Consider the following 14,419-nt stretch of genomic DNA (forward strand, 5'->3'; position numbering starts at 1 on the left):
AATCAGATGGGGGGAGGAATCAATGTTAGTTAAAACCAACGCATTAGTAGAAATTGCTGCATCGCCTGAAGTAGTCTTTGATTTTGTTACGTCGCTGTCAAATCTGCCTAAAGTCTTTCGCGGATATGGCCCAATTCCAGCCATTATTAAAGCTGAGATGGCAGATGGTGGAGAAATGCGTGAAGGCGGCGTGCGGCGGATAGAAAATTCCGACACTTCGGTGATTGATGAAGAAATCATTACTTTCAAAAAGCCAGAAAGACAAACCTACCGACTGGTTAGAGGGTTTAAGTTTCCGATTTCTCTACTCATTAAGTCTGGTGGCGGAGATTGGAATTTCACTGCTACAGCAAAGGGAACTCAGATTGATTGGGAGTTTTATTTCATGCTGAATTCTTCGATATTCTATCCCATTGGGTTGTTGCTAGTTCAGGTTTTTATGCAAAAAGCTATGCAGCAGTGTTTATATAATATTAAAGAATATTTGGCTAACCCAAGCGAATTGATGGTATGAATTATTGGCTAATGAAGTCGGAACCAGATGTTTATAGTATTGCGAATTTGAAGCACGACCGCACTTCCCTTTGGGATGGTGTTCGCAACTATCAAGCTCGCAATTTTATGCGAAAAATGAGTCTGGGAGATTTAGTATTTTTTTACCATTCTAATACTAGAATACCCGGAATTGTCGGCTTAGTGCGCGTCGTTGAAATAGGAATTGCTGACCCAACTCAGTTTGATATGAATAGCGAATATTATGATGCTAAATCGCAGTTTGATGCGCCTCGCTGGCAAACTGTGAAAGTTGAGTTTGTGGAGGAATTTGCTAAGTTAATATCTTTGGATGAACTGAAACAAAAGTTTAGTGCTGATGAGATTTTGGTGGTGAGGAAAGGCAATCGGTTATCGGTGATGCCGGTATCTGAAGTTGCTGCCGAGAAGATTTTGAAGATGAGATGAGTTTATTACCCACTTTATACGGGGCGAATGTAATACTAATTTCTCAAAATAGAGTTACAGTTAGTATGTGTTATTGTTGTAATTTATTACCCAAAAATCAGGAAGAATAATGTCAGTCTTGTGTCAAGATTGAAATTCGGGAAACAGCAGAAGAGGTGAGAGATCTTCTGAGGAAAGAGAAAGATGTGACTCTCCACGAAAAACTCCAAGTTCTGTATTGGCTCAAAACCCAAACGGTAGAAACTGTATTGTCGGCTGCTGTGCGGTGGTAGTCCTGCATAGTCATGATAATTAAGGGTTTTATTTAATAAATAAATTGGCGTTATAGCTAGGAATAAAATACCAAATAGCTGTTTATATGATTGGAGAGTTTTTTATAAAATGAAAGGGTTTTTATTGCCAATCGAGATATTCTTTGTCTCATGGTATTATTAAATTTTTCTATATAGTTTGTCTGACCAGTATGCTTTCCTACTGCTCTCTGTCTTTTTTTTAGGAAAAACTATTCCCTCAGAAAGGACAAAAGTGTGTATAACTGACAGCACATTGACGATATACTGCAGGCATTAAATTCCCAAGTCATCGAGCACCATCTTTATCTCTTTTGCCAATATATACTCCTACAATTTCTTTAGTCAAGACATCAATTGCTAGCCAAATCCACTGCTTATTACCCTTATTTTCTACAAATGAGCACATTTCATCGCATTGAATTGTTAGCTTCCCCCTTTTTTTGATTTCACTTCCACTTGTCTTTTGACGGCTCCTAATTTTTCATTAACATAGTATTGTAGCCACCTTTGTGAAACCCCGGTTCCCCTAACAATCCCAGCCAGAGATATCTTTTCTAATAAAGTCTATCTCTCAATTCTCTTGTTTCTTCCGAAATCTGCTGATGTCTGGGAGCCATGACAAATTGTCTGTCACAATCTCGACATTTAAAGTTTTGTTTACCAGTGTGAGTCTGACCATTTTTCACAATATATTGAGAATTGCACCTGGGACATTTTATAAGCTAAAAGTTAAGGCAGATTGAAGAAGTAAATTATAACAGGTACTCCTGACTATGCAGGACTACCCAACTACCACGATGGTTGACGTAATACTTGCTACGGCGCTTGATTTGGTCAATACCCAGCACTTCAAAAACTGGTTTACAAGTTGCTGCTACTGTACTTCATACACCTGAAATACGCTGTACCTTTTGGTCAGAGCTTGTCAGCCTGATTTGGCTCTTTTTCGTATAACGCAGTTTAAAATGATAGTTCACTGGCGTTCACTGTTGGAGGATTCTCCTTGCACGCTTACCACTTTAGGCTAGCAGTTTCGGTTACTTTCGTGGTCTGCATTCCATCTCGTTCATTGCTTACTTGAGGCGTGACCGGACTTCAAATGAAGTCTTTTACGTAGGAGTAGCGGGTGTGAATCCGCTAGGAAAGTGGTCTTTCCATACTAAACAACCTTATCAGGTCGCGCTCGACTAAACGAATCGCACCTAAACTCCAAGTATGAGTAAAAGCGTTTATCTCAAAAAAAAATAGGCTAGCTATATTTCACAGCGCCTATCTCAATCTAAATTTTAATGGCTCCCCGCAACGCCGTCTTACCTCAGCTTTTGACCTGGTATTTTACCAGGTGGGTACCGTTGGCTCGGACTTAAAGTTTCTGGGTACAAGCCCAGTTTACTGCTGTCCAAACATCTTGATTCCCGAGAGTTAAGAGTTATAGATCAAAAAAACATTATTGGCAGTCACCAACGTCGCAGTAGAACCTTTATTTAATATATACCAACTAACCAGATTTTGGCAAGCTTCGAGCAATTTAACTTGCATACCAGATAGATTCAACGGTTTGAGCGAGATCCTCTGCTGACGATCGCCCCTGAGCCACCAAGTCCGCGTCAAGCACAACTGTAACGTGACCGAGTTTGCGGCCGGGACGCGATTCTTTCTTACCATACCAATGTACAAAAGCACCGCTAATTTGTGCCAGTTCTTTTCTTTTTGCTAAATAATCGGACTCGGCCGACTCGTAGCCTAGCAAATTTACCATGACAGCGCCTGCACATTTCAGAGCCGAATTACCTAAAGGCAGTTGACAAACGGCGCGCAAATGCTGTTCAAATTGTGAAGTTTCGCAGGCATCGATGGTAAAATGTCCCGAGTTGTGGGTGCGGGGTGCAATTTCATTGACTAACAGCTTATTATCAGCGGTTAAAAATAATTCAATGCCGAATACGCCGACAGCTTCTAAGCTGTTGAGGAGAGTGCGGGCGATCGCACAAGCTTCAGTTTTCACATCTAAACTAATATCAGCGGGCGCAATCACCAGATGACAAACCTGATTTTGCTGCTGAGTTTCCACTATCGGATAAATCGCAATTTCGCCATTTGCTGATCGAGCTGCAATTACAGCCAACTCGCGATCGAATGGCACAAACTCTTCCACCAGCAAAGACTGACCTTGGAGTTTAGCACGAATTGACTCCAAACTCCCTCGATTATTCACAATAAAAGTACCTTGGCCGTCATAACCGTGGCGGCGAACTTTGACGACAAAGGGAAAGTCGATCGATCCAGCATCCGAGTCTCCTTCCATCTGCACGCTGTCGGAAACAGAAATTGCCGGAAAGTCGATCGCCACCGCCTTAAACAATTCTGGGGGCAAATCGGCGCTGCAATCCCATTCCCAAAACCTCGGAGTTGGCAAACCCAAACCTTGTAAATAACAGCGCTGAACGTACTTATCCAACAAAGGAGAAAGCGACGACAAACTCGGCTGAAATAACACACCTTGCTGTTCTAGCGGCCGCAAACCATCCAAATCCACAAACTCATTTTCAAAAGTAATAACATCGCAGCCAGCCGCCAATTGAGCCGTAGCCAAAACATCATCCACAGCCGCCAAAACAGCACCAGCAGCAACAGAAACTGCCGGGTCACTAGCATGGGGAGTTTGCACTACCAATTCAATACCCAGCGCACTAGCAGCATCCCCCATCATCGAAGCTAGCTGGCCGCCGCCGACAACGCCCACCCGCTTAAATTTGGCAGACGAACTCGCAGCGGTTTGATTTGATTTCATGTGAGTAAAATTCCCCAGAGTCAACCTGCCTATCTTATCGCTATTTGTCCCCGAATCAATTATAGTAATTGCAGAGTTAAAAGCCAGAAAAGAGTTTTAATTGCGTGATTAAATCGAGGCAGAACCCATAAAAATTGGGCAGCTAAAGTCTTTAATTATTGCACGCTCGCAGCCATTGAGAAACAGCCGTCGAACCCCACTCCTCCAGAAAAGTGCCACATCTAGCAATTCCCTAGCGCCAAGCATGGCATAATTGACAGCACTGCAAAAAGCAGATAGACAGATGCCAACACTGAAAATCAGACATTCAGGGAACAAAATTTATAGGTGAGGATACTGTGAAAGTTTTAGTTGTGGGAAACGGAGGTCGCGAACACGCGATCGCAAAAAAACTGCTAGAATCTACGCGGATTAAACAAGTATTCTGCGTACCGGGCAACGGCGGCACAGCTACCACCCAAGGCTGTCAAAATCTGTCGCTCAACATCGACGACTTCCAAGGCATCGAACGCTTTGTGATGGTCAACAACATCGGATTAGTCATCGTCGGCCCCGAATTGCCCCTATCGCTAGGCATCGCCGACTATTTCCAACAGCGAAAAATGATGATTTTCGGTCCCACCAAAGCCGGCGCCCAAATTGAATCCAGCAAATCCTGGGCTAAAGAATTGATGCTCGAAGCAGGCATCCCCACACCCAAAGCTGCCGTATTTACAGACGCAGAAGCAGCAAAAGCATACGTTCTAGAACAAGGAACCCCAATAGTCATCAAAGCAGACGGACTCGCATCAGGCAAAGGAGTCACCGTTGCCACCACCGTCAAAATGGCTCACAGCGCCATCAACACCATTTTCCGAGGCGAATTCGGCACCGACAACATCCGAGTCGTCGTCGAAGAATTCTTAACAGGTCAAGAAGTCTCGATTCTCGCCCTTACCGACGGCATAACAGTGGAACCGTTGCTGCCGGCCCAGGACCACAAAGCTATCGGCGAAGGCGACAAGGGAGCCAACACCGGCGGTATGGGAGCCTACGCCCCAGCGCCCATCGTCACCCCGGAACTCATGGAAAGGATTCAGGAAGAAATTCTCGAACCCACCCTCGCAGCACTGCAAAAACGCAAAATCGACTACCGGGGTGTACTCTACGCAGGTTTAATGATTACCCCCGACGGAGAACCCAAAGTCTTAGAATTCAACTGCCGTTTCGGAGATCCCGAAACTCAAGCGGTTTTGTCGTTGCTGGAAACTCCTTTAGAAGATTTGGTGCTGGCCTGCTGTCAGCAGCGTCTCGGTGAATATTCTATTCGCTGGAAGTCGGGGGCCTCTGTTTGCGTAGTTTTGGCTTCTGGGGGCTATCCTGGAAGTTATCAAAAAGGCAAAGTTATTACAGGTATCGAGGAAGCTGAAGCCAAAGGGGCAGAAGTGTTTCACGCCGGCACTCAGTTGAAGCAGCAGCAGTTGGTGAGCGACGGCGGCCGGGTTTTGGGTGTCACCGCGACGGGAGAAACTTTGGAACAAGCTATCTCAAAAGCTTATGCAGCAGTTGATTGTATCCAATTTGAAGGGGTCTACTGCCGCCGGGACATCGGTCGCCGAGCGCTGGGCGATAAAAATTAGGAATTGTGACATCAGCCGCCATCCGAAAGCCAAGCAATCTCAATGTAGAAATGTAACAATGAAGTTTGGTATCTCTGCGGTGGCGGTAGCGGACAAGTCGCAGCAGAAAATTCGATCGGGAGCCAACTGAATTGATCTTGCTTTTAATATTGAACTGGTGAAATGCTGGCCATACTAAACAAAATCGGAGAAATTATTGCCCGCTGGTGGTCGGATTTTACCCTCCAGACCCGCCTGATGGCCGCTGCTACCCTCGTAGTGTCGTTAATTATGAGTGGCCTGACCTTCTGGGCCGTGAATACTATCCAGCAAGACGCCCGACTTAACGATACTCGTTACGGCCGAGACCTGGGCCTGCTGTTGGCAGCAAATGTGGCGCCGCTGATTGCCAAAAACGATCGCTCCGAAGTGGCCCGCTTTTCCCGCCAATTTTACAGCAGCACGTCCAGCGTCCGCTATATGCTTTACGCAGACGAAGCGGGAGATATTTTCCTGGGGATACCCTTTTCGGAATCCGAGGTGGAGACTTCCCTGACACTGCGCCGCCAGATCAAACTTCCCGATAATTTTCTCGCCGATATTGAGGCGAGAAATTTAACTTCTTTGCCTTTGGTGCGGCAGCATTTGACGCCAGATGGAGAAGTTACCGATGTATTTGTGCCGTTAATTCATGAAGACAAATATTTGGGAGTTTTGGCGATCGGCATTAACCCAAATCCGGCAGCAGTTATCTCTTCAAATCTTACTAGGGATGTCACTTTAGCAGTATTTGTCACAATTTGGGTGATGGTAATTTTGGGAGCTGTATTTAATGCCCTGACAATTACTCAGCCGATCAAACAATTAGTCTTCGGGGTCAAAAACATTGCCAGCGGGAATTTTAAGCAGCGAGTTGACCTGCCTTTAGGGGGAGAATTGGGCGAGTTGATCGGCAGTTTTAATGAAATGGCCCAGAAACTCGAAAGTTATGAAGAACAAAATATTGAAGAGCTGACAGCGGAAAAAGCTAAGTTAGAAACTTTGGTTTCAACGATTGCTGATGGCGCGCTTTTATTAGACGCAAATTTGCAAGTGATTTTAGTTAATCCGACGGGGATGCGGATTTTTGGATGGGAAGGTAAAAAGGCGATCGGAGTAAATGTTCTGAACATTTTGCCTTCGGAAGTGCAGCAGGAGTTGGGGAGACCGTTGCAGGAAATAGCTGCGGGCGATCGCGAAGGCGGCGAATTTCGCATCTCGATGAGCGAACCTGTTAACCGTACAATTCGGATTGTTTTAACTACAGTCATTCTCCACAAAGCGCCGGGTGCAGAACCGCTGTGCAAAAGCTGCATCCGCCATGAGGAAGATACCTGTACCGAACCACAACGCCCGCTAGCTGTAGAGTGTACTTTCTACGAGCAAACCTCCAAGCATCAAGGTTCCGGAAATTACCGAGAAAGTCTCAAAGGCATTGCAATGACAGTGCAGGACATTACTCGCGAAGTAGAACTCAATGAGGCTAAGAGCAATTTTATCAGCAATGTTTCTCACGAATTGAGAACACCTTTATTTAATATCAAATCTTTTATCGAGACTCTCCACGAGTACGGAGAAGACCTTCTAGAAAGTGAGCGCAGGGAATTCCTAGAAATTGCCAATCGAGAAACGGATCGACTAACTCGTTTAGTTAACGACGTATTAGACTTGTCGCGACTGGAATCCTGCCGAGTTTATCACTTGGAAGCTGTTGACCTCCCGCAAGCTGTGGAACAAACCCTGCGGACTTATCAGTTAAATGCTAAGGATAAAGGCATTGAATTAGAGCAAGAAGTTGACCCGTATTTGCCGCCTGCTTTAGGTCATTACGATTTGTTACTGCAAGTATTTGCAAATTTAGTAGGAAATGCCTTAAAATTTACTCAGTCCGGCGGCAAGGTAGCCATTCGAGCGTATTTGCTAGAGCCGGAGGCGCCCACCCACAAAGACGGTCAATCCGTCAACCAAAACTTGTCACCGGATGCCAAACATTTTCCGGTAGTGCGGATCGAAATTTCTGATACTGGAATTGGCATAGATCCCGAAGACCAACAAGCTATCTTCGAGCGCTTTTTCCGGGTAGAAAACCGAGTACACACTTTAGAAGGAACTGGATTAGGTCTTTCTATTGTCAGAAACATTATTGACAAGCACCACACTAAAATTAATTTAGTTAGCGAAGTTAATGTCGGTACGACTTTCTGGTTCGACTTGGCAGTTTATCAGCCGAAACAAACAGTAGAGATGGAAAATTCTTGGCCAGTGGCAGCAACGGTGGAGAGTGAAACAATTCCGAGTCATATTAACTGATCTCACTTAATTAAACGTAAAATGCGATCGGTGTTAAAGCCCCGACTTCTTAAAGAAGTCGGGGCTAGGCCTATTCTGTTTAAAGATTCTCCTAATACGCCTGACCAAATACTGACCTCATCAGTGTGGATTCTCCTTAGCTGTCCTATCTAAGCTCAATTTTACCGATAAAACTACATACCAAGACCAATAAGTACCAACCCCCAATAGTCCCGACTCTGTCAAATTGGTCATTAGAATAAATGTTAATAAATACAAAGGCAAACCCGACTCTGGAAAATTTCCTTTAACTAGGTACTTTATACCTCTAAATATATTATTAAAAAATGACCCAATAAACAACAATAGTCCGGCCCAACCCAGTTCGCAAAGTATATCAATAAAACCATTGTGAGAGTGGGGTGGCACAAAACCAGTTTTAGCTACTACAATTCCGTAAGCGGGATTTTCCGACCTACGCCACCACTGCCAAAATCCTTTTATTCCATAACCAAATATGGGATTATTTTGATTAATTCGCTCAATAATTAAAGGCCAAAACTCGGTTCTACCGGTTAAAGTCATATCTTTTTTCAAACCATCCACAATAATAGCCTCTAAGTTATTTAATACCAAAATACTTATACCTACACTACCGACCAAAAATAAGATAAAGCAGAGAAAAGCCCATTTTACAGGTAATTTTTTTAAGAGGGCTAAATAACTCCACAAACTGATTAATACCACTGTCAAAATCCTACTAGCACCACTACAACCTTTTTGCAATCCTACTAAAGCTATTAAAATTATAAATAATGATAAATATCGATACTTGCGATCCTTAAAAGCATATAAAATCCATAAAGAAGCTGTATTAGCCATTTGAAAAGAAAAAGGGTTTTTATGACCTAAAACTCCTGTCCAACAACCGTCCGGCGCTGCATTGGTTTTCACAAGTAACCACAAAGCTAATAAACCAGTTAGCCATCTCAATAATCCATAAATTTCTAACCAACTATACACTTTACCTACATAAATAGAAACCAGTGTTATTCCCCAAATAGCACCAATAGCCCTAAATGTAATTTCAGGGGTTTGTGACCACAAGCCAGATAAAGTCATAATTAACAAAAACAAACCTAAAAAAATGTCTCCTGCTATCCACTTAATGCACATAGAAACAGTTTTTTGGGTAGTTTTAGTTAAACGGGGAAATAGCATTAATATCATACCCCCATAAATGGCAATTTGAGCAATCATCGTTGGGGGTGTAGTTTCTACGTTGTAGAAAACGTTAGGATGGAGTTTGGTAAAGGGCATGGCTATGATACCAGATCCACCAGTTATGGTAAAAAAAAGTATCCCCACAAAAATCTTTTCTAATGTGGCACCCAATTTGGGATGGCGTGCAGCTAAAATATAAATAGTCACAAAGACGATAAGCGTTAAACACAATAGCATCAACGCAAACATCGGCACCCTTAAAATATCTTTCATGGCTTTACCTCTATCATAAATTTGTTACTACCTATGAAATGGCTTACTCTACGTGCTTTACAACTGCCACTGCTGGCGCTGGTAGTCACTCTCTCCTACCCTCAAACCAACCTCGCTCAGTCGCCAGCAGTGGCAATAAGTATTAATACTGACTACTATCTAGGTGGTGGAGACAATATTAGAATTGATATCTATGATCTGCCCCAGCTTAGTGGGGAGTATCAAATTCCCGCTGGGGGAGCTATTCAAATCCCCATTATTGGTAGTATTTCCCTTCAAGGATTAACTTTAGAACAGGCAGCCCAAGTTATCACTAGAGCTTATGGTCAGGTTGTGAAAAAACCTTTAGTTACAATCAGCTTACAAGCTGCCCGCCCGCTTAATATTTGGTTATCGGGTGAAATAAGTCGTCCTGGCTCCTACTTATTGCCCCTAGCTAATGGAGGTGGAACTAGACCATCTATTCAGTTTCCCACGCTTCCTCAAGCTTTAGAAAAAGCTGGGGGTATTCGAGCTAGCGCTGATATTCGACGAGTAATTGTGCGGCGTCGGCTCACGGCTAACAAAGAAATAACTATAACTTATAATCTGTGGGATTATTTACAAACTGGTCAGACCAGCCAAGATATCACGTTGCGAGATGGAGATCAAATCTTGGTTCCTCCTCAAGAAACAATTAATTTAGCAGAAACAAATCAACTTAGTGAATCTAATTTTTCTATCCCCGCAGAGCAACCCCGTACTGTCTCAGTATTCGGAGAGGTGAAGCGTCCCGGTAGATATGTAGCGATTGGTGGTGATACCCAAAATGGTCAAAGAAGCAACGGACAGCCGACAATTATTCGTGCTCTACAACTAGCTGGTGGAATCACATCAATCGCTGATATTCGCCAAATCCAACTCCAACGTTATACTAGAAGTGGGAAACAACAAGTTAGAACTATTAACCTCTGGCAATATTTGCAAGAACAAGATACCTCTCAAGATACTATTCTACAAGAAGGGGATATCATCTTTGTGCCGACAGCGACCGCGATCGACCCCGGAGAAGTTTCGGTTCTAGCTACTGCTAGCTTTGCTCCAGGGACTGTGCAAGTGAGTGTTATCGGAGAAGTCAATACTCCGGGTGGACTCAAATTACCTCCTAATACTACCTTAAATCAAGCAATTATGAGTGCGGGGGGTTTCAGACCAAATCGCGCTAACTCTAGATATGTGGAACTGATCAGGCTGAATCCTAATGGCACTATATCCCGCTCGGAAGTATCAATTAATTTGAATCAAGGAATTGACGCTCAAAGCAACCCACTGATTCAAGATAATGACATAATTATAGTGGCACGTTCGAGGACTGCTATCTTTGTAGACAACATTAACACTGTTCTCTCACCAGTTAGTAATATTATTGGTGGAATTCTCGTTCCCACCCGACTGATAGAGCTACTCAGACTATTCGGAAATTAGGAATTAAATAACATACATTTTTGCTATGGATAAAAAACTGTTGTCTTCCCTCAAGAATGACCTTAATGGTCAATATTTATCTGTTCCCTCCGCTAATTACCTAGCTAGTACCCCAGCAGAGGATGACCAAGTTCTTGATATGAATTGGGTACTAGCTGTCGTCAAACGTCGCCTTCTGGTGATGGGCATAGTAGCGGCCAGCATAGCTACTTTAAGCGGTAGTTTCGTACTCAGGGCTGCCAAAAACTCTATTAGTGAGTATGAAGGAAAATTTACAGTTTTAGCCGAACCCATTACGGCTGAGGATCGGCTATCAAAGCTCTTTGTTCAAGCTCAAAATAACAGTTTAGGCATCACCGACTTGAACAAAATTAAATCATCAGCAGAAGAAGGTTCTTCGGTGGATTATCAAAGTTTATCGCGGGTTTTAAAAAGCCCAGAAGTGTTACTACCATTAGTTAATAAATTGCAAAAAAAATATCCAAAGTTTGACTATAAAAGTCTCAGTAGTCGCTTGGTCATCCAACGTGTTACTTTCTTGCGAGATGGGAAGCAGGGTGGTACTAAACTCCTAGATATTAGCTATCGCGATCGAGACCCCAAGCGCATCCAATATGTCCTGGATGAAACTGCCAAATATTACCTAGAATATATGGATAAAGAGCGTTTAAAAGTTAACAAACAAAGTATTGACTTTATCGATCGACAAATGCCACCACTCCAGCAGAAAGTTGATAAATTGCAACAAGAATTACAAATGTTAAGAGTTCAGTATAACTTTAATCAACCAGAAGTACGCAGCCGCAGCCTATCAGATCAGCTAGATAATTTAACTAATCGTCGCCTAGAAGTGCAAGTACAACTAGCAGAAAGTAGGCACCAATATGAAAGCTACAATAAAAGAGCTTTAACAGGCGATTATCGTTGGATTGTTGATATTAGCCCCAAGTCTTATGAAAATTTAATTAGCAAAGTAAATGAAATAGAGTCGCAATTAGCTTTAAGCTCTACTCAATTTTATGAAAATAGTCTTCCCATTCAATCTTTGCGGGAAAAGCAGCAAAGTTTGCACGATTTAATGAAAAAAGAAGCTGAGTCTGTCATTTTTCAGATGAAAACACAACTCGAACAGTTGGAAGCTCGCGAGCGATTGATAACTAATAGCCAAAATTTACTGCAAGCAAAAATCACTCAAATGCCTCAAGCTCAACTTCGCTATGATGACATACAATTAAAACTAGAATTAGCTAAAGAGAATCTCAAACTGTTCATCGAAAAACAAAAAACTTTGCAACTAGATGCTGGTCAAATAGATGGCTCTTGGCAAATTATATCTAAACCACAATTAGTCACAAACGAAAAAGGTGATCTCTACCCAGTAACAGAAAAACCAACCCGTCGCCATCTAGCGATCGCGCTCGTTATTAGCACTTTACTAGGCATTGCTATAGGTTTCCTAGTAGAAGTTTTAAATACTGTTTTCCATACTCCCGAAGAAATTAAATCAGCAACTAAGCGCCCTCTTTTGGGAGTCATTCCGATCGCCAAAGCGATGAAAATTAAATCTCGTAGAGGTGAAAGGGTTCCCGCTCAATTCAGTAGCGTAAGTTCAAATACTAACAGTGCCAGCTTAAAACGAATAATAGTTTCCAATTACAAAGATTTTCCTGTGGTCGAGGCATTTCACTACTTATACACCAATATTCAATTATTAAATGCGGAACACCCAATAACTTCTTTAACCATCACTTCTACCATTAAAGGTGAGGGTAAGTCAACTGTAGCACTTTATTTAGCTAAAACTGCTTCTGCTGTTGGTAAACGGGTATTATTAGTGGATGCTAATATGCGTGTGCCTCAACTGCACACATACCTTGGCTTATCAAATATGAAAGGTTTAAGTAATGTTTTAAGTTCTGATTTAAGCTTAAATGAGGCTATTCAGCGATTACCAGATGATGACAATCTTTTTGTCCTTACAGCAGGTACTATTCCCCCTGATCCAATTAAATTACTTTCTTCGAGAAAGATGCACTATTTAATGGAACAATTCCTAGCCTTATTTGATTTAGTCATTTACGATACGCCGCCTTTGATTGGTTTAGCAGACGGCCATTTACTAGCTTCTCAAACGGATGGTACAGTGCTGATAGTGAAAATAGAAAAAACCGATCGCGGTCTGGTAAACAAAGCTTTAGATCAACTAAATGTAGCCGATTTTAAAGTATTGGGAGTAGTAGCTAATGGGGTTAAATAACTAACGCTAAAATGAAGTTAGATAGCCAAAGGAAGAAGTAAGACTATTGGGTTTTTTTGTTGGCGTGAGGTATTAAATTCCTGGATAGGGGTTTGCAGTTAGCCTATAGTGGGATTATTTTTGGAAACTGGTAGAAGAAGCCGATGTAAAATGCAAAATAAGTAAATCAACCTAATTAAACCTAAAACCATCGCACTCTTACCACCCCGACTTCTTTAAGAATTCAGGGTGGCAATTAGATCAAGACTTAAGAAAGAGTCTTTCTAGCACGTTCCGATCGCTCTTCTGCGGTATCCATAACATCCGCCATTTTATCCACCATTTCCCCTGGATAATTTTCCAGTACCCGAGTAGAAAGCGAAATCCGGCCGCGACTTTCATCGAGGTCAACGACGATCGCTTTCAGGGGTTGACCGGGAGCAAACACCTTTCCAAGGTTATCAATATATTTTTGGCTAACTTGCTTGATGTGCAGCAAACCGCTAACTCCTTCCAAGTCCACAAACACGCCAAAAGGCTTGATGCTGCTGACTTTTCCTTCGACCAACTGACCAATTTGCAAGTCCTTGAAGGCATTCGATTGAGTGGCCATCCGCTGGGAAAGTACGAGTTTTTCTCGTTCGCGATCGACCTCCAAAAAATTAACGCTCAAAGATTGACCGATCAGCGATTCTAGGTTATCGCGTTCCACTAAGTGCGATCGAGGAATAAAACCGCGCATTCCCTGAACATCTACAGTCACGCCGCCCTTATTCGCCCCAGAAACCCGCACCTGAAGAACTTTACCTGTTTCCTGCAATTCAATTAAATCTTCCCAAGCTTGCTGAATTTGTAACTGCCGCAGGGACAAGGTAACTTGGCCATCTGCATCTTGTTCGCGGATAATCAAAAAGTCCCGTTCCTCGTCCAGCGGAACCACTTCCGACAAATCAGTTACTGTTCTCAAAGCAGCCTCTTCTATCGGCAAAAAAGCCGAAGACTTGCCGCCGATATCAACATACGCGCCGTTTGAGTCGTACTCGAACACTTTGCCGCGCACTACTTGTCCCTTCTGGAACTCGTAATTGTGCTGTTCGAGGGCTTTAGCAAAATCATCCATTGAAAAGGATGCTTTTGCGCTTTGAGAACCTGTAGATTTGGAATTCATGTCAGTTTAGTTGTCAGTTGTCAGTAATTTAGTTGGCAGTCGTCAGTAGAAAAAATTTTCCCACTCTCCCCATCTCCCTATCTC

Annotated in this window: 9 protein-coding genes, 1 other RNA gene and 1 pseudogene; 6 read left to right on the top strand and 5 right to left on the bottom strand. The window is 42.8% G+C overall.

What is annotated here, in order from left to right; genetic code table 11:
* Positions 1-22: 22 nt before the first annotated feature.
* Together QUA57_RS19540 and QUA57_RS19545 are read left to right on the top strand one after the other, a co-directional pair.
* Positions 23-514, top strand: a complete 492-nt coding sequence (locus QUA57_RS19540; protein ID WP_333063152.1) for an SRPBCC family protein — start codon at positions 23-25, stop codon at positions 512-514.
* Positions 511-960: an EVE domain-containing protein gene (locus QUA57_RS19545; RefSeq protein ID WP_333063151.1), complete on the top strand. Its 450-nt coding sequence runs from the start codon at positions 511-513 to the stop codon at positions 958-960. The genes QUA57_RS19540 and QUA57_RS19545 overlap by 4 nt, the downstream gene beginning before the upstream one ends.
* A 300-nt stretch (positions 961-1,260) precedes the next feature.
* On the opposite strand, the pseudogene QUA57_RS19550 reads toward QUA57_RS19545, so the two are convergent.
* The 3 genes and pseudogenes from QUA57_RS19550 to QUA57_RS19560 form a co-directional block, all read right to left on the bottom strand.
* Positions 1,261-1,972, bottom strand: a pseudogene (locus QUA57_RS19550) (IS1 family transposase).
* Positions 1,973-2,543: 571 nt separating this feature from the next.
* Positions 2,544-2,731: non-coding RNA, 6S RNA (ssrS, locus tag QUA57_RS19555), on the bottom strand.
* Positions 2,732-2,781: 50 nt separating this feature from the next.
* Positions 2,782-4,044, bottom strand: coding sequence for a 5-(carboxyamino)imidazole ribonucleotide synthase (locus QUA57_RS19560; protein ID WP_333063150.1), 1,263 nt, complete (start codon positions 4,042-4,044; stop codon positions 2,782-2,784).
* A gap of 338 nt (positions 4,045-4,382) precedes the next feature.
* On the opposite strand from QUA57_RS19560, the gene purD reads away from it, so the two are divergent.
* Positions 4,383-5,663 carry a phosphoribosylamine--glycine ligase gene (gene purD / locus QUA57_RS19565; RefSeq protein WP_333037198.1) on the top strand — a complete coding sequence of 427 codons (1,281 nt, stop codon included), beginning with the start codon at positions 4,383-4,385 and terminating at the stop codon, positions 5,661-5,663.
* A 162-nt stretch (positions 5,664-5,825) separates the two neighbouring features.
* Positions 5,826-7,991 carry an ATP-binding protein gene (locus QUA57_RS19570; protein WP_333063148.1) on the top strand — a complete coding sequence of 722 codons (2,166 nt, stop codon included), beginning with the start codon at positions 5,826-5,828 and terminating at the stop codon, positions 7,989-7,991.
* Between the two features lie 120 nt (positions 7,992-8,111).
* Here QUA57_RS19570 and QUA57_RS19575 read toward each other — a convergent pair whose 3' ends face one another.
* A complete protein-coding gene (locus QUA57_RS19575; RefSeq protein WP_333063146.1) occupies positions 8,112-9,467 on the bottom strand; it encodes an O-antigen ligase family protein in 1,356 nt (451 codons plus the stop codon).
* 33 nt (positions 9,468-9,500) lie between these two features.
* On the opposite strand from QUA57_RS19575, the gene QUA57_RS19580 reads away from it, so the two are divergent.
* Both QUA57_RS19580 and QUA57_RS19585 read left to right on the top strand, forming a co-directional pair.
* Positions 9,501-10,931 carry an SLBB domain-containing protein gene (locus QUA57_RS19580; RefSeq protein ID WP_333063144.1) on the top strand — a complete coding sequence of 477 codons (1,431 nt, stop codon included), beginning with the start codon at positions 9,501-9,503 and terminating at the stop codon, positions 10,929-10,931.
* A 25-nt stretch (positions 10,932-10,956) separates the two neighbouring features.
* A complete protein-coding gene (locus QUA57_RS19585) occupies positions 10,957-13,188 on the top strand; it encodes a polysaccharide biosynthesis tyrosine autokinase (protein ID WP_333063142.1) in 2,232 nt (743 codons plus the stop codon).
* Positions 13,189-13,435: 247 nt separating this feature from the next.
* Here the strand turns inward: QUA57_RS19585 and QUA57_RS19590 are convergent, their stop codons facing one another.
* Entirely contained in the window at positions 13,436-14,335 is a 900-nt protein-coding gene (locus tag QUA57_RS19590; RefSeq protein WP_333063140.1) for a S1 RNA-binding domain-containing protein, read from the bottom strand.
* Positions 14,336-14,419 lie beyond the last annotated feature (84 nt).

This window comes from Microcoleus sp. Pol7_B2 (assembly GCF_036701035.1).
Lineage (GTDB): Bacteria > Cyanobacteriota > Cyanobacteriia > Cyanobacteriales > Microcoleaceae > Microcoleus.

Coding starts and splice junctions, on each gene's coding strand:
- QUA57_RS19540 (WP_333063152.1), top strand. CDS start 23: ATGTTAGTTAAAACCAACGCATTAGTAGAAATTGCTGCATCGCCTGAA.
- QUA57_RS19545 (WP_333063151.1), top strand. CDS start 511: ATGAATTATTGGCTAATGAAGTCGGAACCAGATGTTTATAGTATTGCG.
- QUA57_RS19560 (WP_333063150.1), bottom strand. CDS start 4,044: ATGAAATCAAATCAAACCGCTGCGAGTTCGTCTGCCAAATTTAAGCGG.
- QUA57_RS19570 (WP_333063148.1), top strand. CDS start 5,826: ATGCTGGCCATACTAAACAAAATCGGAGAAATTATTGCCCGCTGGTGG.
- QUA57_RS19575 (WP_333063146.1), bottom strand. CDS start 9,467: ATGAAAGATATTTTAAGGGTGCCGATGTTTGCGTTGATGCTATTGTGT.
- QUA57_RS19580 (WP_333063144.1), top strand. CDS start 9,501: ATGAAATGGCTTACTCTACGTGCTTTACAACTGCCACTGCTGGCGCTG.
- QUA57_RS19585 (WP_333063142.1), top strand. CDS start 10,957: ATGGATAAAAAACTGTTGTCTTCCCTCAAGAATGACCTTAATGGTCAA.
- QUA57_RS19590 (WP_333063140.1), bottom strand. CDS start 14,335: ATGAATTCCAAATCTACAGGTTCTCAAAGCGCAAAAGCATCCTTTTCA.